Annotated in this window: 17 protein-coding genes and 22 tRNA genes; 36 read left to right on the forward strand and 3 right to left on the reverse strand. The window is 28.2% G+C overall.

The window, feature by feature from the left end:
* Window positions 1-170 precede the first annotated feature (170 nt).
* The 3 genes from AYC61_RS06450 (at window position 171) to AYC61_RS06460 (ending at window position 3,429) form a co-directional block, all read left to right on the forward strand.
* Entirely contained in the window at window positions 171-1,244 is a 1,074-nt protein-coding gene (locus AYC61_RS06450; RefSeq protein ID WP_066498401.1) for a Gfo/Idh/MocA family protein, read from the forward strand.
* Window positions 1,245-1,521: 277 nt separating this feature from the next.
* Window positions 1,522-2,370: a MurR/RpiR family transcriptional regulator gene (locus tag AYC61_RS06455; protein ID WP_066498405.1), complete on the forward strand. Its 849-nt coding sequence runs from the start codon at window positions 1,522-1,524 to the stop codon at window positions 2,368-2,370.
* A 336-nt stretch (window positions 2,371-2,706) separates the two neighbouring features.
* A complete protein-coding gene (locus tag AYC61_RS06460) occupies window positions 2,707-3,429 on the forward strand; it encodes a DUF4352 domain-containing protein (RefSeq protein WP_066498406.1) in 723 nt (240 codons plus the stop codon).
* Window positions 3,430-3,604: 175 nt separating this feature from the next.
* Here AYC61_RS06460 and AYC61_RS21115 read toward each other — a convergent pair whose 3' ends face one another.
* Window positions 3,605-3,775, reverse strand: coding sequence for a hypothetical protein (locus AYC61_RS21115; protein ID WP_156456373.1), 171 nt, complete (start codon window positions 3,773-3,775; stop codon window positions 3,605-3,607).
* Window positions 3,776-5,315: 1,540 nt separating this feature from the next.
* Between AYC61_RS21115 and AYC61_RS06470 the strand changes: the two genes are divergently transcribed.
* The 22 genes from AYC61_RS06470 (at window position 5,316) to AYC61_RS06575 (ending at window position 7,537) form a co-directional block, all read left to right on the forward strand.
* Window positions 5,316-5,390: transfer RNA gene (locus AYC61_RS06470), tRNA-Asn, on the forward strand.
* Window positions 5,391-5,398: 8 nt separating this feature from the next.
* Window positions 5,399-5,488: transfer RNA gene (locus AYC61_RS06475), tRNA-Leu, on the forward strand.
* Window positions 5,489-5,577: 89 nt separating this feature from the next.
* Window positions 5,578-5,654 (forward strand) — tRNA-Met (locus tag AYC61_RS06480).
* A 5-nt stretch (window positions 5,655-5,659) separates the two neighbouring features.
* Window positions 5,660-5,735, forward strand: a tRNA-Val gene (locus tag AYC61_RS06485).
* A gap of 91 nt (window positions 5,736-5,826) precedes the next feature.
* A tRNA-Asp gene (locus AYC61_RS06490) sits at window positions 5,827-5,903 on the forward strand.
* An 8-nt stretch (window positions 5,904-5,911) separates the two neighbouring features.
* Window positions 5,912-5,987: transfer RNA gene (locus AYC61_RS06495), tRNA-Thr, on the forward strand.
* An 8-nt stretch (window positions 5,988-5,995) separates the two neighbouring features.
* Window positions 5,996-6,081 (forward strand) — tRNA-Tyr (locus AYC61_RS06500).
* Window positions 6,082-6,092: 11 nt separating this feature from the next.
* Window positions 6,093-6,166 (forward strand) — tRNA-Gly (locus tag AYC61_RS06505).
* A gap of 11 nt (window positions 6,167-6,177) precedes the next feature.
* Window positions 6,178-6,254 (forward strand) — tRNA-Arg (locus AYC61_RS06510).
* 5 nt (window positions 6,255-6,259) lie between these two features.
* Window positions 6,260-6,335 (forward strand) — tRNA-Gln (locus AYC61_RS06515).
* 4 nt (window positions 6,336-6,339) lie between these two features.
* Window positions 6,340-6,415, forward strand: a tRNA-Lys gene (locus tag AYC61_RS06520).
* Between the two features lie 75 nt (window positions 6,416-6,490).
* Window positions 6,491-6,566: transfer RNA gene (locus AYC61_RS06525), tRNA-Lys, on the forward strand.
* A 16-nt stretch (window positions 6,567-6,582) separates the two neighbouring features.
* Window positions 6,583-6,671: transfer RNA gene (locus AYC61_RS06530), tRNA-Ser, on the forward strand.
* 6 nt (window positions 6,672-6,677) lie between these two features.
* Window positions 6,678-6,768 (forward strand) — tRNA-Ser (locus AYC61_RS06535).
* 19 nt (window positions 6,769-6,787) lie between these two features.
* A tRNA-Ile gene (locus tag AYC61_RS06540) sits at window positions 6,788-6,864 on the forward strand.
* Between the two features lie 5 nt (window positions 6,865-6,869).
* Window positions 6,870-6,945, forward strand: a tRNA-Trp gene (locus AYC61_RS06545).
* A gap of 63 nt (window positions 6,946-7,008) precedes the next feature.
* Window positions 7,009-7,085 (forward strand) — tRNA-Pro (locus AYC61_RS06550).
* A 17-nt stretch (window positions 7,086-7,102) separates the two neighbouring features.
* Window positions 7,103-7,179 (forward strand) — tRNA-Ile (locus AYC61_RS06555).
* Between the two features lie 7 nt (window positions 7,180-7,186).
* Window positions 7,187-7,263: transfer RNA gene (locus AYC61_RS06560), tRNA-Ile, on the forward strand.
* 7 nt (window positions 7,264-7,270) lie between these two features.
* Window positions 7,271-7,346, forward strand: a tRNA-Phe gene (locus AYC61_RS06565).
* A gap of 30 nt (window positions 7,347-7,376) precedes the next feature.
* A tRNA-Ile gene (locus AYC61_RS06570) sits at window positions 7,377-7,453 on the forward strand.
* A 7-nt stretch (window positions 7,454-7,460) separates the two neighbouring features.
* A tRNA-Ile gene (locus AYC61_RS06575) sits at window positions 7,461-7,537 on the forward strand.
* A 142-nt stretch (window positions 7,538-7,679) separates the two neighbouring features.
* Here the strand turns inward: AYC61_RS06575 and AYC61_RS06580 are convergent.
* Complete coding sequence (locus AYC61_RS06580; RefSeq protein ID WP_066498418.1) at window positions 7,680-8,714, reverse strand: ribonuclease H-like domain-containing protein; 1,035 nt, start codon at window positions 8,712-8,714, stop codon at window positions 7,680-7,682.
* A 111-nt stretch (window positions 8,715-8,825) separates the two neighbouring features.
* Between AYC61_RS06580 and AYC61_RS06585 the strand changes: the two genes are divergently transcribed.
* From AYC61_RS06585 to AYC61_RS06635, 11 genes are all read left to right on the forward strand, one after another.
* Window positions 8,826-10,877, forward strand: a complete 2,052-nt coding sequence (locus AYC61_RS06585; protein ID WP_066498423.1) for an Eco57I restriction-modification methylase domain-containing protein — start codon at window positions 8,826-8,828, stop codon at window positions 10,875-10,877.
* A gap of 356 nt (window positions 10,878-11,233) precedes the next feature.
* A complete protein-coding gene (locus tag AYC61_RS06590; protein WP_066498425.1) occupies window positions 11,234-11,797 on the forward strand; it encodes a hypothetical protein in 564 nt (187 codons plus the stop codon).
* 303 nt (window positions 11,798-12,100) lie between these two features.
* Window positions 12,101-13,783: an S-layer homology domain-containing protein gene (locus AYC61_RS06595; RefSeq protein ID WP_066498428.1), complete on the forward strand. Its 1,683-nt coding sequence runs from the start codon at window positions 12,101-12,103 to the stop codon at window positions 13,781-13,783.
* Window positions 13,784-13,910: 127 nt separating this feature from the next.
* On the forward strand, window positions 13,911-15,338 hold the full coding sequence (gene glnA, locus AYC61_RS06600; RefSeq protein WP_066498429.1) for a type I glutamate--ammonia ligase: 1,428 nt from the start codon (window positions 13,911-13,913) through the stop codon (window positions 15,336-15,338).
* Window positions 15,339-15,952: 614 nt separating this feature from the next.
* The gene (locus tag AYC61_RS06605; protein ID WP_066498433.1) at window positions 15,953-17,359 is read left to right on the forward strand and encodes a hypothetical protein; all 1,407 of its coding nucleotides are present in this window, start codon (window positions 15,953-15,955) and stop codon (window positions 17,357-17,359) included.
* Window positions 17,360-17,585: 226 nt separating this feature from the next.
* Window positions 17,586-18,539, forward strand: a complete 954-nt coding sequence (locus AYC61_RS06610; RefSeq protein WP_242866757.1) for an acyl-CoA dehydratase activase-related protein — start codon at window positions 17,586-17,588, stop codon at window positions 18,537-18,539.
* Window positions 18,511-19,617 carry an acyl-CoA dehydratase activase-related protein gene (locus tag AYC61_RS06615; RefSeq protein WP_066498440.1) on the forward strand — a complete coding sequence of 369 codons (1,107 nt, stop codon included), beginning with the start codon at window positions 18,511-18,513 and terminating at the stop codon, window positions 19,615-19,617. The genes AYC61_RS06610 and AYC61_RS06615 overlap by 29 nt, the downstream gene beginning before the upstream one ends.
* On the forward strand, window positions 19,592-20,563 hold the full coding sequence (locus AYC61_RS06620) for an acyl-CoA dehydratase activase (RefSeq protein ID WP_066498443.1): 972 nt from the start codon (window positions 19,592-19,594) through the stop codon (window positions 20,561-20,563). The genes AYC61_RS06615 and AYC61_RS06620 overlap by 26 nt, the downstream gene beginning before the upstream one ends.
* Before the next feature lie 279 nt (window positions 20,564-20,842).
* Window positions 20,843-21,286: a nucleoside recognition domain-containing protein gene (locus AYC61_RS06625; RefSeq protein ID WP_066498446.1), complete on the forward strand. Its 444-nt coding sequence runs from the start codon at window positions 20,843-20,845 to the stop codon at window positions 21,284-21,286.
* Window positions 21,287-21,371: 85 nt separating this feature from the next.
* Complete coding sequence (locus AYC61_RS06630; protein WP_066498451.1) at window positions 21,372-21,830, forward strand: nucleoside recognition domain-containing protein; 459 nt, start codon at window positions 21,372-21,374, stop codon at window positions 21,828-21,830.
* A gap of 147 nt (window positions 21,831-21,977) precedes the next feature.
* Window positions 21,978-23,030 carry an HD-GYP domain-containing protein gene (locus AYC61_RS06635; protein ID WP_066498452.1) on the forward strand — a complete coding sequence of 351 codons (1,053 nt, stop codon included), beginning with the start codon at window positions 21,978-21,980 and terminating at the stop codon, window positions 23,028-23,030.
* An 86-nt stretch (window positions 23,031-23,116) separates the two neighbouring features.
* Here the strand turns inward: AYC61_RS06635 and AYC61_RS06640 are convergent, their stop codons facing one another.
* Window positions 23,117-24,106, reverse strand: coding sequence for an asparaginase (locus tag AYC61_RS06640; protein ID WP_066498456.1), 990 nt, complete (start codon window positions 24,104-24,106; stop codon window positions 23,117-23,119).
* Window positions 24,107-24,400 lie beyond the last annotated feature (294 nt).

Below are 24,400 nucleotides of genomic sequence, written 5' to 3' on the forward strand. Positions count from 1 at the left end.
TACTTGACATAGGTCAGTTCAGATAGCTGCTATTTATTATTATTAAAACCGCATCCCTTTCTATAATTATCATAACAATGTTATTATGCTATAATAATTTACAAGACATAATGTTGTCATTACCATTAAATAAATATATAATTAAAATAAAAATCAAAGGAGGGGTTATAATGAATTTTAGAATAGGTACTATTGGATATGGATATATATCAAAAATACATTCAATTGCTTATAATAGTATGAAATATTGCTATCAAAATTTTGAATATAATGTTATATTAGATAAGTTACTTACGTCAAAAGAAATTAGCACGTCAAAAACAGGCTATAATCAACATGTAAAGACAATAGAGGAAATGATAGATGCAGAGATATTAGATATATGCTCACCAAATTTTGTACATAAAAATCAAATAGAAGATTCCATAAAGAGGGGAGTTAAAAACATATACTGTGAAAAACCTATTGCGGGATTTTATAAAGATGAAGTGTATTTAACACAGCTTGCTGAGGATAATAATGTTTGTAATCAAACAGCATTAATATATAGATTTTTACCAACAGTTAATAGAGCTAAGAAGATAATTCAGGAAGATATAATTGGTGATGTGATTCATTTTAAATGTTGTTTTTATCATGAGAGTTATTTAAATAAAAATCGACCAATGTCTTGGAGACTAGAAAAAGCTAAAAGTGGTGGTGGAGCATTTATTGATCTTGGGGTACATATGATAGACTTGATATCTTATGTATTAGGTGAAATACAAACTATAGAAGGTGTAACAAAAACTGTGATTGATAACAGAATTAGCGGCAACGAGATTAAAAAGGTTGACGTAGATGATTTTGTTCATATGGACATAACAATGAAGAATGATGTTAATGGATTTATGGAAGTTTCCAGAGTTTCATCTGGTTTCAAAGAAGGTGTTTTGTTCGAGATATATGGGACAAAAGGTTCAATAAAAATTACTACCTTGAATCCATTATATCCAGAGGTATACAGTTTTGCAGAGCAGAGTTATAAAATTGGTAATTTTATATCTTTTGATGATGTTGAACACGACATTGATAAGGTATGGCCATCTGGAAAATACTCATTAGGATGGATGGTAGATGCTCATATGGCTTCATTGTACAGCTTTTTATTAAATATTGATAATAAAAAACTGAAATTCATGAAATTGCCTACGTTTAGAGATTCTATGAATGCTGTTAAATTGATAGAAGAAGGATATAAATAGTTTAGTTAAGATTTCATAGGGCACCATTAATAGAAAGGATGAAACAGTGTTTGAAGGATGTATACTTTTAATAAGTATAAGAAGTGTACATTTATTCATAAATTAACAATAATTGAAAATATTATAATAATTAATGGTAATTATATAAAAATTGTTTTTAAAATATACATTAACTTGATATAATATTATAAAAAGAAATTAACTTTGATTATTTATGAGGAATGCAATATAATATTTTATGTTCTATAAATAATATAGGTTTTAGTTGGAGGGTAAAATGAGCGTCATTGTTAAAATAAGTAGTATGTTAAATGAATTTTCTAGTTCAGAAAAAAGACTAGCTGATTATGTAATAGAGAATATTGATGAAGTTTACAACCAAACAGCATCTCAATTAGCATCTTTATCTCATACAAGCCCAGCTAGTGTGGTAAGATTTTCAAAAAGACTTGGATATTCTGGATTTCAAGAGTTTAAAATTGCTCTTGCAAAGGATGTAGTCAAAATAGATAATGATAATAAAAACATATATGAACAAGTTTCTATAAATGATTCTTCAAAGGACATTATAAATAAAATATCAATCGGTAATATGAGAGCGATAGAATCAACTATGAAGCTTTTAGATAAGAATATAATAGATGAAGCTACAAATGAAATTATAAATAGAAAAAAAGTTCATTTGTTTGGAGTTGGACAATCTGCATTAGTAGCAATGGATTTTCAATATAAACTTGTCAGAATTAATATACCAGTAAGTATGTATATGGACTATCATCTTCAGTTAGTTTCAGCTGTAAATATAGATAAAGATGATATAGTTTTAGCGATTTCCCATAATGGCAAAACCCTAGAAACTGTTAAAGCTGTAGAGATGGCTAAAAGAAGAGGATGTAAAATAATATCATTAACAAAGTATGGTAAAAATGCATTAGCCGAACTAGCAGATATTAATTTATATACTACTGAGGTAGAAAACACCCTTAGAATGGGTGCAATTGCGTCTAGAATAGCTCAATTGACTGTTATTGATGTGTTATTTATAAATATAGTCAGACAGAAATTTGACAGCATTCCTGAACAGATTAAGAAGACTAGAGAGGTTTTGGATTTTAGGAAAATGTAGAAAGTTAATTATTTTTTTATAATAAATTATATTATGTATAAAAGTGACTTAGAAATCTTTGATTATAGTTAAATATTGTATCTTTATCACCTAAAGTGTTAAAACTTTTTTATTAGTAAGTATTACAGTTGGCATTGTAGCATTTTTATTAGATTTTATAGCTTATTTTTAAAAATATAATCAATTATAAAATCATGGGTTTTAGTTTTATATGAATAATTTGGTTTTATATAATTAAAATAATGGACAAGTTATATTATAATATAGAGGAATATAAAAGTACTTATAGAATATTAACCATGTATTAATGTACTTAATTTTAAAGGGAGGATAACAATGAAAAAAATTATAGTGGTTATGACTATTCTAGCTTTACTATTGAGTGGTTGTAGCAATGGAAATGATGATTCATCAAAAAAAGAAAATCAAGATATGAAGAGTCAAATAGAGGATTTAAATAACCAAATTAAACTACTTGAGAACAATATTAAACAAAAGGATAGTAAAATTAATGATTTGAATAATGAAATTGCAGAGTTGAAAGATAAAATAAGTAGTAATTCGAATTCTTTTACTACTAATGATCAATATCAAGAGGAAAATTCTATTAAAATTGGTCAAGAAGTTAAATATAAAGATGTTAAGTTTAAAGTAGATGAAATCTATAAAACTGATGTCTGTAAAATAAAATTAGATACTAATGATATTGTAGAGTATAAACCTGAAAATAAGTTTTTGCTAGTACAAGTATCTGGAGTTAATGCAAGCTTACAAAATATAAAATTAGATAATTTCAAATATAAATTAATCGAAAAAAATGGAACAGAATACAATATTACTCTTAAAACAGGAGAAATTATTAATTATGATAAAGTACAGACTGAAATAATGGGTGGTAAAAATCTACGTTTAGATATTGAGCCAAAGGTTAAAAAAACTGGAGTATTATTATTTGACGTACCAAATGTAGATGCAGAATACAAACTGAAGATATATTATAAAGATGACAATAATCTGGAGATGGATTATAATGGTGTTTCAATATTGTTAAAAAAATAATTACCTAGGACGATATTCCTAGGTCAAATTATTAATTAAATTTATTTCTTGTTTTGATTAACGATATTTATATATGAAATGAACACTTGTTTTTAACTTATATCAACCTCAATTTGTTTTGGAGTAAATATTTAAAAGAAGTATTAGCCCTGATTATACGCATAATGCCTAGTAATCAGGGTTTTAAACTATCTATGTTTTTGTTTCTGTTACAAATTCCGATATTTTTTTCTACATCTTGTGAATTTATTTCAGTACTATCATATAATTTTAATAATAATCCGTTTGAATCGTAAACTAATATCTTATTTTTATTTTTTGCAATCCAAAGAGGAAACTTCATCATACAATCACTCTTTCTAATAAAATTATTATCCCAGATTATTCATATAACTCCCTATAGTGCTATTTAATGGACATCTTATAATCAAAGGAATACTTATTAATGAATCTCCTATTTCGCTTTTTTATAGGAGTAAGCGATTCAAATAAAATCAGATTTTAGGTCACTGCTCATAATTTTCTATGAATAATCTGGGGTTATAACAAGGAGCAAGATGTCCTCCATCTCTTTAGGTGGTGGGTGCCGATTAGATTAACAGACGGTGTGAAATCTTGCGCCTCGTTGAAACGGTGTATTGCAATTACTACGTAATTGATTGTGTTGTTATAAAGGTTAAGGAGTCTTGAAAGACTCCTACCTAAGTTTATGCAACTAAATCAAATTATTATTAAATGCATAATTAGCTATTTATTTATCATAAGGATAATATTAGCTTTTTATTGTTTGTAAACTCAGATGTCTAGAGTCTTACAACTAGCAGCCGCCTGAATAGCAGTTACAGAAAATTATAACTAATAGTAAGAAGAAAAACAATAAACTGCTACCGTTTTCACAGTTGAATAAACTTCCAAAAAGACCGTTAGCCATAACGCAACCTCCTTTGTTTAGTGAATTAGTCAATAGCTATTATATATTATGGAAATCAGATGCGACTTGTTACAAATATTGTATAGTTTATTAATAATAGCTTATGTAGTTAGTAAAAAAGATAAATCTATGTAGTTATTAGGAGCATTACTAGCTCCTAATACTAATTTTAATTAAAAGCAGTAACAGAACAATATTACTAATAGCAAGAAAAAGAATAATAAACTATCACTACATCCGCATCCACATTGAGCATCAGCCATAAGAATACCTCCTGTAATTAGATTTGATATTCGAATATAAATATATTACATTTGATTATCTATGTACTATAATATATGGTAGTAAAGGAGTTTTTGTTACTTCAATAATAAAAATTAATAACATAAAAAAGAAAGCATAGATCCAATCAGTATACCACCTAATATATTTGGGTAAATTAGTGAAGTATCAAAAAAGCTTAATAATATCAATAATGTAGAAAATAATGCAATGATTAAAATATTATATTTTTTGCGAGTACCAATCTTATTGAATATATAATGCTTAAAGCAAAAACGTTTATCGAGTTTAATAATAAGTAAATAATATATTATAAGAAATAATAAATACTTTATAAAATCTATCATATTTTATCCTCCTAAAAAAAATTTCTTATTTTAAGCTATGAAAGATTTAGCTAAACTATGATAGATTCTAGTTTAAGATTAATAAATTTATATTTTTTTATTTTTATAGGTGTGTATAGTACAAAAGTATGATAGAATATCAACAGATGATACATAGTTATAACTGGAACAACTTAACATAACTGGTTCGACATTTAGTATTACAATTTATGAACAAATAATTTTTTAAAAACCTTGACAGTGGGTTGTTAGTATGGTAAGATATATCTTGTCCTTGAAAAACAAGCAAATAGTTACTTGAGGACAACAGTAATAATATTAAGTATTCTTAGGTAGCTCAATGGTGGAGCAACCGGCTGTTAACCGGTAGGCTGTGGGTTCGAGTCCCACCCTGAGAGCCAGAGTAATTGCCGGAGTGGCGGAACTGGCAGACGCACAGGACTTAAAATCCTGCGATCCTTATACGATCGTATCGGTTCGATTCCGATCTCCGGCACCATTTAAGTAGAGAATCAAGATTTATGATTTGGTGTGAATCACTTATTCTGTAACAGAGTGAGTAGAGAGTCATATTTAATATTGTTTTGTCGCGGGGTAGAGCAGTCTGGTAGCTCGTCGGGCTCATAACCCGGAGGTCATTGGTTCAAATCCGATCCCCGCAACCATTTAAGGGCGCATAGCTCAGTTGGGAGAGCACCTGCCTTACAAGCAGGGGGTCATAGGTTCGAGCCCTATTGTGCCCACCATTGTTTAGTAGATTAATGCTTAGAAATTATTTAAAAAAGTGTTGACAAAACAAAAAAGATGGCTTATAATTTATAACTGAGCCGAAAAAATGGCCTGGTAGTTCAGTTGGTTAGAATGCCAGCCTGTCACGCTGGAGGTCGAGAGTTCGAGTCTCTTCCAGGTCGCCATAAAAATTGCTGGTGTAGCTCAATTGGTAGAGCAACTGACTTGTAATCAGTAGGTTGAGGGTTCAAGTCCTTTCACCAGCTCCATAAATTGAGGAGGGGTTCCCGAGTTGGCCAAAGGGGACGGACTGTAAATCCGTTAGCTGTGCTTTCATTGGTTCGAATCCAATCCCCTCCACCAAATTTAATTATGCGGGTGTAGCTCAGTGGTAGAGCCCTGGCCTTCCAAGCCAGTCGCGAGAGTTCGATTCTCTTCACCCGCTCCATTTTTCAACATGCACCTGTAGCTCAGTAGGATAGAGCAACGGACTTCTAATCCGTGTGCCGGGGGTTCGAATCCTCCCAGGTGCACCACATGATGGGGTATCGCCAAGTCGGTAAGGCACTAGACTTTGACTCTAGTATGCGTAGGTTCGAGTCCTGCTACCCCAGCCAATTTGACTCATTAGCTCAGTTGGTAGAGCACCTGACTCTTAATCAGGGTGTCCGGAGTTCGAGCCTCCGATGGGTCACCATTTTTATAAATGGTGGAGACATCAAAGAGGTCGTTACAAAGGATTATAAAAATTGATATATTATAAATTTAATATGACCCATTAGCTCAGTTGGCAGAGCACCTGACTTTTAATCAGGGTGTCCGGCGTTCGAGTCGCCGATGGGTCACCAATAACAGATTAATAATGGAGAGGTACCGAAGTGGTCATAACGGGGCGGTCTTGAAAACCGTTAGGGTTTACGCCCACGTGGGTTCGAATCCCACCCTCTCCGCCAGTAAATGGAGAAGTACTCAAGTGGCTGAAGAGGCTCCCCTGCTAAGGGAGTAGGTCCTTTACGGGGCGCGAGGGTTCAAATCCCTCCTTCTCCGCCATTCACCCAAAATTTATTTTGGGCCTTTAGCTCAGTTGGTTAGAGCGCCCGGCTCATAACCGGTAGGTCTGGGGTTCGAGTCCCTGAAGGCCCACCATTTGTAGGGGTATAGCTCAGTTGGTAGAGCGTTGGTCTCCAAAACCAAGCGCCGTGGGTTCGAGTCCTGCTACCCCTGCCAATTTAATAAAATGTAGAAAACAATGAAGACTGTGAATGAGTATAATATAAGGAAAATTAATTTCGGGGTGTAGCGCAGTTTGGTAGCGCATCTGGTTTGGGACCAGAGGGCCGCGGGTTCAAATCCTGCCACCCCGACCATAAATTTTTTGATACATAGGACTATAGCTCAGCAGGTTAGAGCGCACGCCTGATAAGCGTGAGGTCGGTGGTTCGAGTCCACTTAGTCCTACCATTAATGGGGGCCTTTAGCTCAGTTGGTTAGAGCGCCCGGCTCATAACCGGTAGGTCTGGGGTTCGAGTCCCTGAAGGCCCACCATTTTTTTGCCCAGATAGCTCAGTCGGTAGAGCAGGGGACTGAAAATCCCCGTGTCGGTGGTTCGATTCCGCCTCTGGGCACCACTTAATTAAATAGATGAAACATGATATCATAGGACTATAGCTCAGCAGGTTAGAGCGCACGCCTGATAAGCGTGAGGTCGGTGGTTCGAGTCCACTTAGTCCTACCATTGATGGGGGCCTTTAGCTCAGTTGGTTAGAGCGCCCGGCTCATAACCGGTAGGTCTGGGGTTCGAGTCCCTGAAGGCCCACCATTTTTTTTGCCTATATAGGTTTGTAGAGTAGGGAAATGAAAATTTAATTGTAGAAAAAACCCTGATTATTTATATAATATTGAATAATCAGGGTTTCATATTATCATAAGTGAATTCAACCAACTATAAGTGATTTTACATATTATATAGTTGACATATTTAATTTTGAAGATGACTTAAATATATTAGTTAATATGAGATTTAAGAGTTGTTTTATATTTTCATAATACAATGTATTTTTTTCTTTAATAAGTAATATATTTTCTGGGAAATTATAAGGTGAATTATCATTAATATTTATTTCAAAGTCAAAAGCATCTTTATTTATATAAAAGCATTTATTGTTATTTGAGAGCTTGCTGTTAGCTAGCATCATATTTAGCTTTAAAATGCCCTTGCGTATGTCCCAATCAAAATCAAATATATCACTATAGTAAATCTGCTTTGGCAGTTCTATAGAATCAGTTTGACACATTATACTCATGTTATTTTTTGATATATCTACATCATCTAGATTTATTGAAATATTTATATTATAGTTGTCCAAATACACATTGTAGTTAAAGTATTTATTGTTATAAATAATACTATAGATATTTAATAATTGTGGGAGATAATATATATCATCGTAGTTATGTTTTAATATTATATCTAATATATTTTTATCATATGTTTTAACATATTTTTTGTATAATTGAATACTTTCTTTGCCTGATATTTTGTCATCTCTATAAATTCCTAACGATTTTTCTACTGATTTCAATTTACAGTCTTCTAGTTTTAAAATATTTTTATTTTTCCTAACTATTTTTATTAAGTCTAGGCTCTTGATTTTATCAAGTTTTAAATTGGATTTATGATGTAAGAGTCTTCTGTTTATAAAGGGGATATCAAAAGTATCACCATTATAAGTTATGAAAGTATCAAATTTGTCTATAAGAGTTACAGCTTCTGTCAGGATATCTATTTCTTCCTCAGGCCCTTTTGAAAAAAATTGATTAATAATTAACTTGTTATTATCAAAATAAAGTACTCCTATAAGAATAATTTTATTAAATTTGCTATTAAAACCGGTTGTTTCGATATCAAAAATGCAAAAACTTCTATTTTGGATTATGTTATAGAATTCATTACATATATTGAAATCTATAGATTTTTTATCTTCTATTTTAATCATAAATAACTAACTCCTTTAAGTGTTGTTTACTACTGCTATATATTTATATTATAATATTTATTATATAAAATAAAGTGTTTAGGTTTAAACTTTATAATTTGAGGTGATAAAATGTCAGTTGATGGCTTAAAAAACAAAGTACGAGAGATAATGTCTAAGGTTTCAATAGATGATGTTGATAAATATATAGAATTAAAGAAAGTTATTATATATTTTGTTGGAATTAAGCTTATATGCAATAAATATTCTGTAGATATAGAAACCGCTTCAAAAATTGTTGGAATCAACAAAAAAAATGAACAGTTATATTCTGATAATAGCAGTTTTGATGAAAATGATAAAGATAAATTAAGTGAAATTTTATGCAGTCTGTACAATGAATGTGGAAACATTTCTGTAGGGAAACTATATGAAAATTTTATCAGTGCAAAGGAGCAGAAATATCTTGGGCAAGTTTATACACCAGATTTTATTATTGATGAAATGATAAATATTAGCATAAAGCCTGAAGCTATAGTAAATAATCCAAGTTATAAAATTATTGACCCAGCATGTGGAGCAGGATTTTTTTTGATTAAAATATTTGATAAATTAAAAGAGATTTTTGTTACAAATAGACCTGACATAGAAAAAAAGCATCCTCAAATGATAGATGAAATATATACAGATTTAGATAAGTTTATTATTGAAAATTGTTTATGGGGAGCAGATATTGACAAATTTGCAGTGTTTTTAACTAGAACTGATTTATTACTAAAATATCAAAATTGCAATAAATTAATTAAAACTAATATTTATAATAAGGATATTTTATTGGACAATGATACAATGCTAATTGATTTAATTCAAGATGATAAATCTATCATTGATAATAATAGTTTTGATTTGGTAATAGGTAATCCACCATATATTGGGCATAAAAAATTATCTATATTATATAAAAAACAACTAAAGGAAAAGTTTCCTAAAATATTTACAGATAAATCAGATATATCTTATTGTTTTTTTAAAATAGGTTATGACTTATTAAAAGATGGTCAGAATTTAACATATATTACTTCTAGATATTTTATAGAAGCACCTTCAGCTATCAATTTGAGAAAATTTATACACAGTGAATTTGATATAAAAAAAATAATTGATTTTTATGGACATAAAGTTTTTAAGCAGGTAGGCGTTAGTCCTGCAATTATAAATTGTGTTAAGAGTAAACAGAACAGTTTGACTTCAGATATATTTAGATTAGGTGATAATAGTAATTTTAAAATAAAGAATATAAATCAATTTCCATATGATATTTTTTATAATTATACTGTAGATAGCAATAACTTTAGCGTTCAAAAATGGGTTTTACTTAGTAATGAAGAAAAAAAGATATACAATAAAATAGATAAACAAGGGGATTATGTACTAAAAAATTTATGCAATAGTTATCAGGGAATTATAACAGGCTGTGACAGAGCGTTTATTGTTAATAAACAGCAAATTTCACAATTTAACTTAGAGACAGATATAATTTTACCTTGGATAAAAAATAGTGATGTCACCAGATATAAGCAAGTTAAACCATCTAAATATATAATATATTCTGATAAAATAATTGATATAAAAAAATATCCAAACGCTATTAAGTATATAGAAAAATATAAAGATAGACTATTAAGCAGAAGAGAGTGCAAAAAAAATATAAGAAAATGGTATGAATTGCAATGGGGAAGGAATCTGGAGGTATTTTTGCAGCAGAAAATCATATTTCCTTATAAATGTAAAAACAATAGATTTACTATAGATGATATTGGTACTTTAAGTAGTGCAGATGTATATAGTATAACGAATAACAATATATGTTCTATTTATTATCTGTTAGGTATGCTTAACTCAAATTTGTTTGAATACTATTTTAAGTGTGTTGCTAAAAAACTGGGTGTAAATGTATATGATTATTACCCTAATAAAATTATGAATTTAAAAATAAGAGTTGCTTGGGAGAAAGATATAGAAAATTGTGTAAAAGAGCTAATAAAAATAAACAATAATTCGATAGCGAATAATCAAAATAAGATGAGAGCAATTGAATTGGAAATGAAAATGAATGACATCTTTTTTAAAATGTATAAGCTAAATGATAAAGAAATAAAAATAATAAAAAAATTCATACAGTAGTATTAAACCCAGAAATAATATCCTTCCGATTATAAGATGCCTATTAAATGGCGGGCATACCAGCTCGGTATGCCTTCGAATTTACTGAAACCTTCGAATTCGGAATTATGCAGCTTATTATCTGGAGTCATATTAATAATCAGGGTTAAAATTAAAAAACTTCTTATTAAATCTTTGTTATCAAAAAATGTTATATTGTACAAACAATTAATAATATGAATTATATATAAAGAATATGTTTAAAGATATGTATATAAGGTTAACAATAAATTCATGCATATTAATATTATTAACAATTATCCATTAAGCAATATATTTTGTGAGTGGAGATAATAAAAAATAAGGAGTAGATAATTTTGGGTGTAATTTATTTTTCTGATTATTTAGTGCGCCAAGCTGAAGATATATGTTTGAATAGATTTGAAAATGATATTATGCTTGTTTTTAATAATTTTTCGCAAGAAGCAATATTATCGATTATAAATAATATTAAATTAGATTTAAAAGATTTGATAGATTTAGGAATGTTGATGGATATATCAATAGTAAAGGTATTTTGCTCTATGTATTTAGGATTAGCTTGGAGTATGTATGGTAAAGGTAAACTATTACAAAAAGAAAAAGATATTGTTCAAAATCTTTTAGGATATGATGAAAAAGTAAAAAGTAGTCAAGATATACTACTTGTTATGCAAAATGATACTTTTTACGTCGATTTAATAGATGAAATTTCAATTAGATATTATACATTATATTTAAGTAAATATATAATTGATTTATTTTTAAGAATGAATATTAATGACAACAATAAAATAAGTAATTTTGGTGATTTACAATTTATCATTATTGAAAAACTAAAAAAATATGGAATGAATATTCTTGTAAATGGTATATATGATGAATTCATAAAATATAATTAATTCATATTATTAATAAACACTATATAGGTGCTTTCAAAAGCATAATGGTTTTTTAAAAAATACATAGCTTATGATAATTCAATAAAAGATTACAATGTTAATTTATATATAAGATTTGTGTTTTTTATTTGATACCACATTTAAATAAATTGAGGATGTATTGGAACTTATATTGTATTTAATAAGTCATATTATTGTAATAATAAATATTAATAAGTTATGGTATAATTAGTATATTCAATGCTAGTAATAATAAAACTTAGTACATATGAATAGGGTAATTGACCCTTTAGGAGGATTTTTATGAAAAGAAAAATTTATGTATTAGCTTTAGCATTACTATTTAGCATACTAAATATAAGCAATGTTTATTCAAGTATGTTTTTTTATGATGTATTTGGGCATTGGGCGGAAGATACTATCTTTTGGGCATCTAATGATTATCCGTTATTTAATGGATATGAAGACGGTTCTTTTAAACCTAATAACTTTATAACTAGAAGTGAATACATAAGTATTTTATATAGAGCAGCTAATATAAGTAAAGTAATAAGTTCAAATAATATAGAAGAAAATACAAACGAAGATGCTATTGCTATAGATACGCCAGATAGTACAGCTGAAATAATAAACGATGAATCAAAAAATGTTAATGGGGAAATTGATTCAAATTCAACAAACAATTCCGAAAATACTATTGATGAGGAAGAAGTTAATGAAACAAAACAAGAATCAGAAGATAATAATTTAGACAATGATGTAAGAAATGATGATGAGGAAAAGATAGAAAGTTCAAATTTATATAGTGATTTACAACCAACATTTTGGGCTTATCAAAACATAACTACAGTAATTGAGTATATAAATAGTCTTGATAATGATTTGAAGTTTGAAGCTATATTCGTTGGAGATACATTTAATCCTAATCAATATATAACTAGAGAGGAAGCAGCTTTGTTAACTAGTTTTTTTGACTATCCCGCGATTGAAGAAAAAGATTTAGTATTAACAGATATTTTACCAACATATCAGTATTATGATGAAATTAAAAACCTTGTTAATAATGGGATTATTAATGGCTATGAAGATAATACATTTAAGCCTAAAAATAACATTACTAGAGCTGAAGCTGCAACATTGATACAAAAAGTTTTTAAAGAGATGGAACATGGTAAAGAATTTATAAAGGATATTGAAATGATATCAGATATTTACGATAACAAATTTATGTATTTTGGAAATTATTTTACTGATATGGAATTACAGGAAAATGATGATAAATATATTAGAGTCCTGAGAACATTAGAATACTTAGATTTTGTAGAAACCATACCTTATGATGAGAAAGAAAATTATGATGAGAATCCCCTACAAACTCTAAAAGAGTTAAAAAAAGAAAATTATTGGAATAAAATAGGATTGAATTATTATTTAATAAAATATAAGGTTGTTAAAGAAGATGATTATCAAACTCTATTATATGAAATGTTGGAAGATTTTTTAAAACGTGATGATATAAAAAGTTATGAAGCTAAGACAATATTTAATGAAATGTTTATATATAGTGTACAAAACGATATACTAGATAAAGCTTTCAATAAATGGCAGAGTGAAACGTCAAGTCAAGAAGAATATTTTAATACTATCTTTACGAAATCTAAATTACTTGTTAATAATAATAAATTAGAAGAAGCAGTATTATTATATAAAAATGTACTAGACAATAACGGAATGGAAATAAATAACATTAATATTATTAAAAAGTTTTATTTTAATAAAGCATATTTAGAATACAGATTGGAAAAGTTAAATGAATGTGAAGAAACTCTCAGAAATTTATTAAATATTGTTAGATTAAATAAAATTAATAATTATAGTTTAAATGAACTTGAAGAACAATTAGTTGGATACATCAAAGTAATATTAAATAAAAAGCTTAATAAAAGCCCAAATATACAGGTAGACCTTATAATATCTAATGAATAATCAAGTTAAAATTAATATTGTTAAAAAATCTTAATAAGCTGTTAATATATAACTAGTGGTGTATATATTGACAGCTTGCTTTTATTGCAATATTATAGAATTACATAGTTGAAAAAGGGGTGATCTTTTGTTTAGTAATTTGGAGGAAGTAAAAAGCTTTTGTAAGCAAGAAGGTATTGAAATAATTGATTTTAAGATTATTGATTTAGCAGGCAGATGGCATCATTTAGCTATGCCAGTTGAAAGGTTTAGTGAAAAAACTTTAACAGAAGGTATTGGATTTGATGGCTCAAGTTATGGTTTTTTGACAGTTGAAAAATCAGATATGATATTTATACCAGATATAACAACAGCTTTTGTTGACCCATTTTGTGAGGTACCCACAATTAGTATGATAAGTGATATTTATCAATTAGGAGATACCACTAGTAGGTTTGAGGGTGATCCTAGATATATTGCACAAAAAGCAGAGAAATACTTAATAGAAACTAATATAGCTGATGAAAACATAATAGGACCAGAATTTGAATTTTATTTATTTGATCATATATCATATTTGAACAAGCCTCAAGAACAATTTGTTAATATTGATAGCGAACAAGCTTATTGGAATACTGGTAATTCAGAATATAATCAAGGATATAAAGTACCTTATCAAAATGGATATCATGTTGATTTACCTATGGATTTAACCAATGATTTACGTTCAATAATTACTAGAAAATTAGAAGATTTAAATGTAAAAATAAAATATCACCATCATGAGGTCGGAGGTACAGGTCAAGTAGAAATAGAAACAGAACATGGTAAAATGAGAGAAATGGCTGACAACACAATGATCTTAAAATATGTAGTGAAAAACACTGCAATACAAAATGGAAAAACAGCTACTTTTATGCCAAAACCATTATATGGTGAAGCTGGAAATGGAATGCATGTCCATATGCAATTATTTAAAAATGGAGAACCAATATTCTACGATAAGAATGGATGTTCAGGTTTAAGTAAAGAGGCTTTATATTTTATAGGAGGTATATTAAAGCATGCTCCAGCGTTATCTGGATTTACGAACCCTAGTACAAATTCTTATAAAAGACTTGTTCCAGGATTTGAAGCACCTGTAAGTATCTGTTTTGCAGTTTCTAATAGGAGTGCTGTAATCAGAATACCAGGATATGCAAATACCCCTGAAACTAAAAGATTTGAATATAGACCATCGGACGCAACATGTAATCCATATTTAGCATATTCAGCATTGCTTTTGGCAGGATTAGATGGAATAGTAAGTAAAATAGATCCGCAAAGTGAAGGTTATGGACCGTATAATGTAAATATATTTAATTTACCAATAGAAGAAAGAAATAAAATCAAAAGTTTACCAACATCTTTATCAGAAGCAGCAGATGAATTAGAAAAAGATTTTGAATTTTTATTAAGAGGTGGAGTTTTTACAAAAGGTGTAATTGAAGATCAAATAAGAAGTATAAGAAATCAATCTAAGTTGCTAGATTCGATTCCTCATCCAAAAGAATTTGAAATGTACTATGATTTATAAATAACTTAAACCCAGATTATCCATAGAAAATCATGAGCAGTGAACTAAAATCTATGATTTTATGTGAATCGCTTACTCCTATGAAGTAACTGAATAGGAGATTCATTAATAATATACTTTTGATTATAACAAGGCGCAAGATGTCCCCCACCTCTATAGGTAGTGGGTCCAATTGTATTTAACAGGCGGTGTGCATATCTTCCGCCTCGTTGAAACGGTGTGTTGCAATTATTACGTAATTGCATCCTTTTGATTATAAGATACCCATTAAATTCTCGACATACCAACTCGGTATGCCTTCGAAGGTTAACTTAAATGTACCTCAGACTACGTCTGAATAAGCGATTCACACTAAATTAAAATTTAGGTTCTCTGCTCATAATTCAGAATTATACAGCACATTATTTAAAGTTATATGAATAATCAGGGTTAAAATATTAAACATATTTTAAATAGAAGTCAATTAAGGCTTCTATTTTTCTAAGCTTGAAAAATAAGAATATTAATAGTAAACTATTAATATATATTCTTTGATTATTCATATACAAATATGGTATTGTGTTTAATTTTCTATGAATAATGTGAGTATTGGATAATATAATGAAGGTGATTCTATGAATAAAAAAGAAGGAGTACATACTATTAAAACTGAAGAATTATTAAATATGTTTTTTAAAATAAATAACATTCAAAAATATAATATTGGACAATTATCAGTTATTGAATTATTTAACTATATAATCAAATTAGAAGACTATATTAATTTAAATGAAGATATTTTAAAAGGTGTAGAAAGTGAATACACAAATATTTTGAGCATAAGAGATACTTTTTTGAATTATATAAAAAAATTATACAAGGTTGATAGTACAAAAAAATTTGATATTGAACAGATTAAATATTATAAAATTGTTAGAGATAATATTAGAGAATTAAGTTTTTTGTTATCCATATATATAAACGAAATAGATTATTATAATGAGATACTTTTAAGTATTATAAGAAGAAGGTCTAATAATATAAACAAAAATAATAAAACGGATATTTTCGTTTTATGTAGTCATCTCAAGAATAAATACTATAATAATCCTAAAATGGTTGAAACATACATACCTGAAATAATAAATGTTATTCCATTATATCTAGCTAAAGATAAATATTTTAGTTTAGTAAGAAATGGTTTGAGAAAAAGTATGTTAAAAAAATCAAATAAATTTTGTGAAACAATGATTTCTACGTATAAATATTTTTTTAACGGACACTTGCACCCAAAATATGGTATAAAATTCGAAAAGTATTTTTTTTATGTTGAAGAATTAAAAATGATTAAATTTAAGGAATTATCATACGAAGCAGCATTAAATAAACATGAAGAAATTTTACGAATTTCAGATGAAATGAATAATATCTCAGAAATTATAAGAATTTTAGGACTTATAATTAATAGATTCATAATATTATCTATGATAGACGTAGAATATGGTTTAAGTGATTTATATAATAAAAAGCCATACTTATTAAACATATTAGAAATAGAAAAAAGTAAAGAACGAGATAGGTATATTCAGCAGAACAACAAATATATAAATAAGCTTAATCATGAAATCAAGAAGAAAAATATAGAACTAAGCAAAATAATTAATGAATTGATAAGTAGAAAAATTAACAATGAAAAAATATTGAATGAAATAAATAAAACGGAGCATTTGCTTGCATATTATAAGGATGAAATTATCCAACCTGAAGAGTTTATTATTTCAGAAGATAATAATAATTTAGTAAATAAAGAGTATTTAGAATTGTTAATAGATAATTTTATTGATTATATATTAAGAAGTATTTCTAAAATGAATAAAAATGAGAAAAAAAACAGAATGAAAAAGTTATTGTCATTAATAAGTATACCGTTTGATACAATAGATGAATTTGTAGATTATATAAAATACTCACTAGAAATGTGTAGTGATAAAGAGGATTTAAAATATTATATTGAATTGATTTATACTATTATAGATAAATAAAATATAAAATTTTAAAAGTTAATAATATAAAGAGGCCATCATGAAATAATAATGATATCATTATTATTTCATGATGGCCTCTTATTGTATTGAAAACAAAAAATGAAAAAATATTTTTGAAGTTTTTGAATTTCAATTTAAAGTTTAAATAACATAGTATTATTTTGGATAAAAAAACTGTTTACTGTTCATAATATAAGAGTAGTTAGGAGGGATTAAGTTGAAAGTGGGAATACCTAGAGGGCTTTTGTATTATGATTATGTAAGCCTTTGGAAAACTTTTTTTGAGGAACTTGGCGTAGATGTTATTGTTTCTGATAAAAGTAATAAAAAAATATTAACTGATGGAGTATCAAAATGTATAGATGATGCTTGTTTACCTGTTAAACTTTTTCATGGGCAAGTTATGAATTTAAAGGATAGAGTTGATTATATATTTATCCCTAAAATAATAAGTGTAGAGAAAAAAACATATCAATGTCCTAAGATACTTGGATTACCATCTATGGTTAAGCATTCGGTAAAAGATTTACCTGAAATAATTGATGTAGAGGTAAATTTGAGAAAACAGTTATATAAAGCAGCAATTTTAAAACTTGGGGGAAAATTCACACATAATATTAGCAAAATTAGAAAGGCCTATAATAATGGTTTAATGGATCTAAAACGATATGAAGATAAATTTCAAAATAAAATGTTGTCTCATGCTATGGATGCTAATATAAGCAATTATAATCATTCTACTAAAATCATGGTTGCAGGACACTCATATAATATATATGATGAATATCTTAATATGGGATTAATAAACAAGCTAAGTAAAGAAAAAGTGCATATTATAACACCAGAAATGTTATCAAAGCACAGAGATGAATATATTAATCAAATTAAGAGAAAAATTTTTTGGTCAGCAGGAAACAAAATAGTTGGCACATGTTTTTATGCAATAGAAAAAAATTTGGTAGATGGAATAATATATCTATCATCATTTGGTTGTGGCTTGGATTCAATAATTATAGATATAATTCAACGAAAATGTATAAAAAATAAGGTTCCATTTACAGTTCTTGTAATAGATGAACATTCTGGTGAGGCTGGATTTAACACTAGACTAGAAGCTTTTCTAGATATGTTAGAATGGAGGAAAAATTATGAAAATAACATTTCCACACATGGGTAATGCATATATTGGTGCAAAGGCAGTAGTAGAAGATTTAGGTTACGAGGTTATAATTCCTCCAAAATGCAATAAAAAAACTTTAGAAATAGGTACGAAATATTCACCAGAAACTATATGTTTACCACTAAAAATTAATATTGGGAACTACATAGAGAGTATTAAAAGAGGTGCTGATACAATATTAATTACAGGTAGTCGAGGACCTTGTAGATTTGGTTTATATTCGGTTATAGAAGAAGAGATACTTAAGGATTTGGGTTATAACGTTAATTTTATAGTTGTTGACCCGCCAAGCAGTGGTAATAAAAATATAATTGCAAATACAGGAAAGCTAAGTACAAAAAATAAAATTGATATCGTAAAATGTTTTTTAAAAGGCAAGCATATTGTATATATGGCTGATGAACTTACAAAGTTATCAAATAGAAAAAGAGCTTATGCAAGTAATAAACGTGAAATAGATAAAATAATGGATGACTATATGAATAGAGTAGAAAATTGTAAAGGTTCTAGGGAAATAATTAAGAATATAACAAAAACTGCAAAGTATTTAGATAGAATAAAAGAAAATTCTAAAGATGTTATTAAAATAGGAATAGTTGGTGAAATATATAGTGTAATAGAGCCATTTGTTAATTTAGAGATTGAAAGAAAATTAGGTAATTTTAATGTATTAGTTCATAGATATCATTCTCCAAGTGCATGGGTAGAAAATCATCTTACCGTAAAATCACTATTAGGCATGAGTCAAGAAAGAGAAATATTAAAAGCAGCAAGACCATATTTAAAAACATTGGTAGGAGGTCATGGAAGAGAGACAGTGGGAGGGAGTGTGTTATATGCTCAAAACGGATATGATGGTATTATTCAGATTTATCCGTTTGGTTGTATGCCTGAAATTGTTGCAGCAAGTATATTACCTTCAATTGGACAGAAATATAACATACCTATCATGACTTTTATAGTTGATGAGATGACTGGTGAAGCTGGATATCTCACAAGAATAGAAGCTTTTGTAGATTTATTAAGAAATAGAAAGGAGAAGATTAACAGTGGAAAATCTATATCTTGGGGTTGATCTTGGGTCAGTTAGTACAAATATTGTTTTGATAGATGAAAATTTAAATGTAGTAAAAAAATATTACCTTAGAACTATGGGTAAACCAATAGTTGTACTTCAAGAGGGAATGAAATTAATAGAAGATGAAGCAAGATATATAAAAGGAGTAGGAACAACAGGAAGTGGTAGATATTTAGCAAGTGCTATGTTAAGAGCTGATATAGTGAAGAATGAAATAACAACTCACGCAATTGCTGCTATAAACATTAAGTCTAATGTTAGAACGATATTAGAAATAGGTGGTCAAGATTCAAAGATAGTAATTCTAAGAGATGGTGTGGTACAGGATTTTGCAATGAATACTGTATGTGCTGCAGGTACTGGTTCTTTTTTAGACAGGCAGGCTGCAAGATTAGGAGTTAAAATTGAAGATTTTGGACAGCTAGCATTAAAATCAAAAACATCTGTAAGAATTGCAGGTAGATGCGCTGTTTTTGCAGAATCTGATATGATACATAAACAGCAATTAGGACACAGCCAAGAAGATATTATAAATGGATTATGTGAAGCTTTAGTTAGAAATTATTTAAATAATGTTGGAAAAGGGAAAAAAATACAGGAACCAATTTTCTTTCAAGGTGGTGTTGCTGCTAATATAGGTATAAAGAAAGCTTTTGAAAAATCTCTAAATGCTGAAATATATGTTCCACAAAATTATGATGTTATGGGAGCTATAGGTTCAGCAATATTAGCAAAAGAAAAAGTTGCAAAAGATCAAAAAACTAACTTTAAGAGTGATGCAGTATTTAACAATGCATTTGTAGTCCATGGATTTGAGTGTAATCATTGCTCAAACATGTGTGAAGTTATAGAAATTTTGAGAAATAAGAAAGTGATAGCTAGATGGGGAGATAAATGTGGTAGATGGAGTAATTTAATAACGGATAATCAAGAATTGGCATAGAATTGAAACAAATATTGATAATAGGAGACTGTCTCAAATTAGAAAGTATTTTCTAATTTGAGACAGTTTTTTTGTATTGAAGCTGCTGAATAAAATATGGTATATATGTATAACAAAAAGGAGAGATGAAAGAATCTAAGAATCATTGCACGAATTATTTTTTTAGTAGAAGTGACTCAAAATTGTTCCTTAATAGTTATCAATCAATAATTTAGGTTTAATATTATATTATCTAAATTTATGTTATAATGGTTTCATAAAATAAGGAAAGGTTGATATATGTTGATTGATAGCTTTAAAGATAAACCCATTGTAAATACCTTGAAAAGAGGCATAATCAAAGGTATCAAAACGACTTGGTTACTTACAAAGGTAATAGTTCCAATTCATTTTCTTATAGTTTTTTTAAAGTATATACATATTCTAAATAAGATTTCTTTGATTTTTGAACCTTTTATGAAAATATTTGGATTACCAGGGGAAGCATCATTAGTTTTAGTATTTGGGAATATTTTAAATATATATGCAGCTATAGGAGCTATGACTTCTTTGACATTAACTGCTAAGCAAGCAACGATAATTGCGGTTATGTTGTCTTTTTCACATAGTTTACCTGTTGAAAGTGCTGTAGCTAAAAAAACAGGTATAAGTGTACTGATTGTTATTGCTATAAGATTGTCTTTATCTATAATTTCAGGTATAGCTTTGAATATTATATTATAGTTTAATGATGCAAATATAAATTTTGCAAAACAATAAGATAGAATGGTTTCACAATAGATGGTAATAAAGGTTAGGGTGATTAATGATGGACTTATTTATAACTTATTTTAAAGAGGTTTTAGGATTAAGCTTTAGTACAATAATAACTATGGCTAAAATTATAATACCCCTTATGATAGTTACTGAAATACTAAAAGATTTAAATGTCTTAGATAAAATATCGAATTATTGTAAACCAATATCAAAAATACTAAATATTTCAGACAAATCAATATTTCCTTTGGTAATAGGTTTGATATTGGGATTATCTTACGGTGCAGGTATTATTATAAACAGTAGTCAAGAAGGAGAACTTTCAAAAAAAGATTTATACCTTTTGATGATATTTTTAATAGCTTGTCATTCAGTATTTGAGGATACATTGCTGTTTGCAACTATAGGAGCAAATGGATATATTTTATTAAGCTTTAGGTTAGTTATAGCGTTTTTATTGACTTACATAGTAGGAAAATTTATTGTGAAAAATAAAAAAATTATAAAGTAACTATCATGAAGTACTTATTAAAAAAATAAAAGAATATTACATTTTAATAAAAAATATCTATTTTATAAAAGGAAAAAAATAAGTTTATGTCGAAGTAAATAATAGTTGAAATAGATGAACGTTAATATAATATAAGTAGGTGATATTTTGAAGCATATTGGAATGGGTGATGCTAGACAGGGAATGGTGTTGAGTAAAGATTCAATAAATGAAGTTACAGGAATTACTGTATTAACAAAAGGAACTGTTTTGAATCAAAATCTTATACTACATATGAAAAATATGGGTATAGATAATATCTATATTATTGATGAAACTTACAGTGATGAAGAAAAAATAAAAAAACGTGGGGAGAAGGCAAAAACTTTTGTGGAGAATCATAGTAAGCTTAACGGTAAAGCTAAAAAAGTTTTTGAAGACGTGAAAATTGGAAAAAAAATACTCGTTTCTGAAATTAATAATGAAGCTGATGAAATTATTTCAGAGTTGTACAGTAGCGATAATATACTTGCTAAATTAAGACAGATAAAGGACGATAATGATTATACTTTCAAACATTCGATAAATGTTTCAATACTATCGACAATGGTAGGAAAATGGTTGAGTTTTTCTAAAGTTGAAATGAAGCAATTATTTATGGCTGGATTATTTCATGATATTGGCAAATTGAAAATATCAGCAGATATTATAAATAAACCAGATAAGCTAGATAAAAGAGAAACTGAGATTATAAAAAAACATCCTGTTTACGGATATGAGCTTTTATCAAATACTGTTGGTATAAGCAAAAATGTAATGTATGGTGTGTTACAACATCATGAAAGGGAAGATGGTTCTGGATATCCTTTTGGATTAAAAAGTGATAAAATTCATGAATTTGCTAAGATCATAGCTGTTTGTGATGTTTTTGATGCAATGACGTCTTCAAGAGTATATAGAAATAAAATTTCGCCATTCAAAGTTGCTGAGCAGATTTCACATGATAGCTTTGGAGTACTTAATCCTAAAATATCATTACTATTTTTAAAAAATATATCAGCTTTTTATGTTGGCAATATAGTTAAACTAAACAACGGTGAAATAGGGGAAATTGTATATGTTGATAAGAATAATCCTACAAGACCTGTTGTAAAAGTTGATGATATTTTTTGTGATTTAATGAAGGCTAAAGATATAGAAATAATGGATGTCATAGATTAAACAAGATTAATAATAAAAATTTAAACACTATATTACATATTATAATTGACGTAAATAAATGAGGTAATTGATAAACAATTACCTCATTATATATATATATCATTTTCAAACATTTCTCTAATAGTATCAATATTATTACTAAAGTTTAAAGCTAATAATAGCTTTATTCTAGCTTTTTGTCCTGGAAGATTATCACCAAATATAACGCCATATTTTCTTAATTCTTTACCAGCACCAGGATATCCATAAGTATCCAAAACTCTACCTGTATGACATCTTGAAACAATAACCACTGCGAGCCCCTTTAGTAGTGCGTTTTTTATACCTTCAACCATACCAATAGGTACATTACCTCGTCCTAATGCTTCTATAACAATGCCTTTATACCCTGATTCTATACAGAAATCTATAATATCAGAATCCATACCTGATGCACATTTTATTAACGCTACTTTTGCTGTGATTTCTTTTATATCTATATGCATGTGATTTTTCGTTTTTCTATAAAATAGTACCTCGTCATTATCTACAATACCTAGTGGACCAAATTGTGGAGATTTAAATGTATTTAATGATAAAGTATTGGTTTTAGTAACTTCGCTAGCTGCATTTACTTCATTGTTCATAACGACTAAAACACCTCTATTACATGAATCATCGCATATAGCAGTACATATGGCAGCGGATAGATTACTAGGACCATCATAACCCAATTCAGAGCCGTTACGCATGGCTCCAACAACAATAACAGGCTTAATACATTTCACAGTTAAGTCTAGAAAGTATGCAGTTTCTTCTAAAGTATCAGTTCCATGAGTTATTACAATACCTGTAATATCTTCTCTTAATATAATTTCATTAACCAGTTTAGATAGCTCTAACATTATTTCAGGTGTTACATGAGGTCCTGGTAACTGTGAAAAATTCACAATTTCAATATCAGCATATTTTTCGATGTTTGTTACCATAGACATAATTTCTTCGCTAGTAAGCATTGGAATTGCAGCATTTATTCTTGGATCTACCTTCATGGATATTGTTCCACCAGTAAAAATAACTGCTACCTTTTTTTTCATAATAAATCCCCCTTTATAACTATCATTAAAACTTGTTTATTCATATATTTTGAAAAAAATACTGTGTATTAATAAAAATTGAACTGTTAAAAAATTTTTATAACAGAACTATTTTAACATATATTTATGAAAAACAAAAGAAGGCTCTTACGAGCCTTCTTTTGTAAATCATGAACCGATACATAAATAAAACTGTTCAAAGGGGTATTGAAATATATTTCTAAGGTTACCAGGGGGATAACCATAATAAATTATAACAAATTTCGACATAATAATCAACAGGAAATTTATAAC

The organism is Abyssisolibacter fermentans, from assembly GCF_001559865.1.
Taxonomy (GTDB): domain Bacteria; phylum Bacillota; class Clostridia; order Tissierellales; family MCWD3; genus Abyssisolibacter; species Abyssisolibacter fermentans.

Bases quoted from the DNA above. Each gene is read 5' to 3' on its own strand.
- AYC61_RS06450 (WP_066498401.1), top strand. From the start codon at position 171: ATGAATTTTAGAATAGGTACTATTGGATATGGATATATATCAAAAATA.
- AYC61_RS06455 (WP_066498405.1), top strand. From the start codon at position 1,522: ATGAGCGTCATTGTTAAAATAAGTAGTATGTTAAATGAATTTTCTAGT.
- AYC61_RS06460 (WP_066498406.1), top strand. From the start codon at position 2,707: ATGAAAAAAATTATAGTGGTTATGACTATTCTAGCTTTACTATTGAGT.
- AYC61_RS21115 (WP_156456373.1), bottom strand. From the start codon at position 3,775: ATGATGAAGTTTCCTCTTTGGATTGCAAAAAATAAAAATAAGATATTA.
- AYC61_RS06580 (WP_066498418.1), bottom strand. From the start codon at position 8,714: ATGATTAAAATAGAAGATAAAAAATCTATAGATTTCAATATATGTAAT.
- AYC61_RS06585 (WP_066498423.1), top strand. From the start codon at position 8,826: ATGTCAGTTGATGGCTTAAAAAACAAAGTACGAGAGATAATGTCTAAG.
- AYC61_RS06595 (WP_066498428.1), top strand. From the start codon at position 12,101: ATGAAAAGAAAAATTTATGTATTAGCTTTAGCATTACTATTTAGCATA.
- AYC61_RS06605 (WP_066498433.1), top strand. From the start codon at position 15,953: ATGAATAAAAAAGAAGGAGTACATACTATTAAAACTGAAGAATTATTA.
- AYC61_RS06615 (WP_066498440.1), top strand. From the start codon at position 18,511: ATGAAAATAACATTTCCACACATGGGTAATGCATATATTGGTGCAAAG.
- AYC61_RS06625 (WP_066498446.1), top strand. From the start codon at position 20,843: ATGTTGATTGATAGCTTTAAAGATAAACCCATTGTAAATACCTTGAAA.
- AYC61_RS06630 (WP_066498451.1), top strand. From the start codon at position 21,372: ATGGACTTATTTATAACTTATTTTAAAGAGGTTTTAGGATTAAGCTTT.
- AYC61_RS06640 (WP_066498456.1), bottom strand. From the start codon at position 24,106: ATGAAAAAAAAGGTAGCAGTTATTTTTACTGGTGGAACAATATCCATG.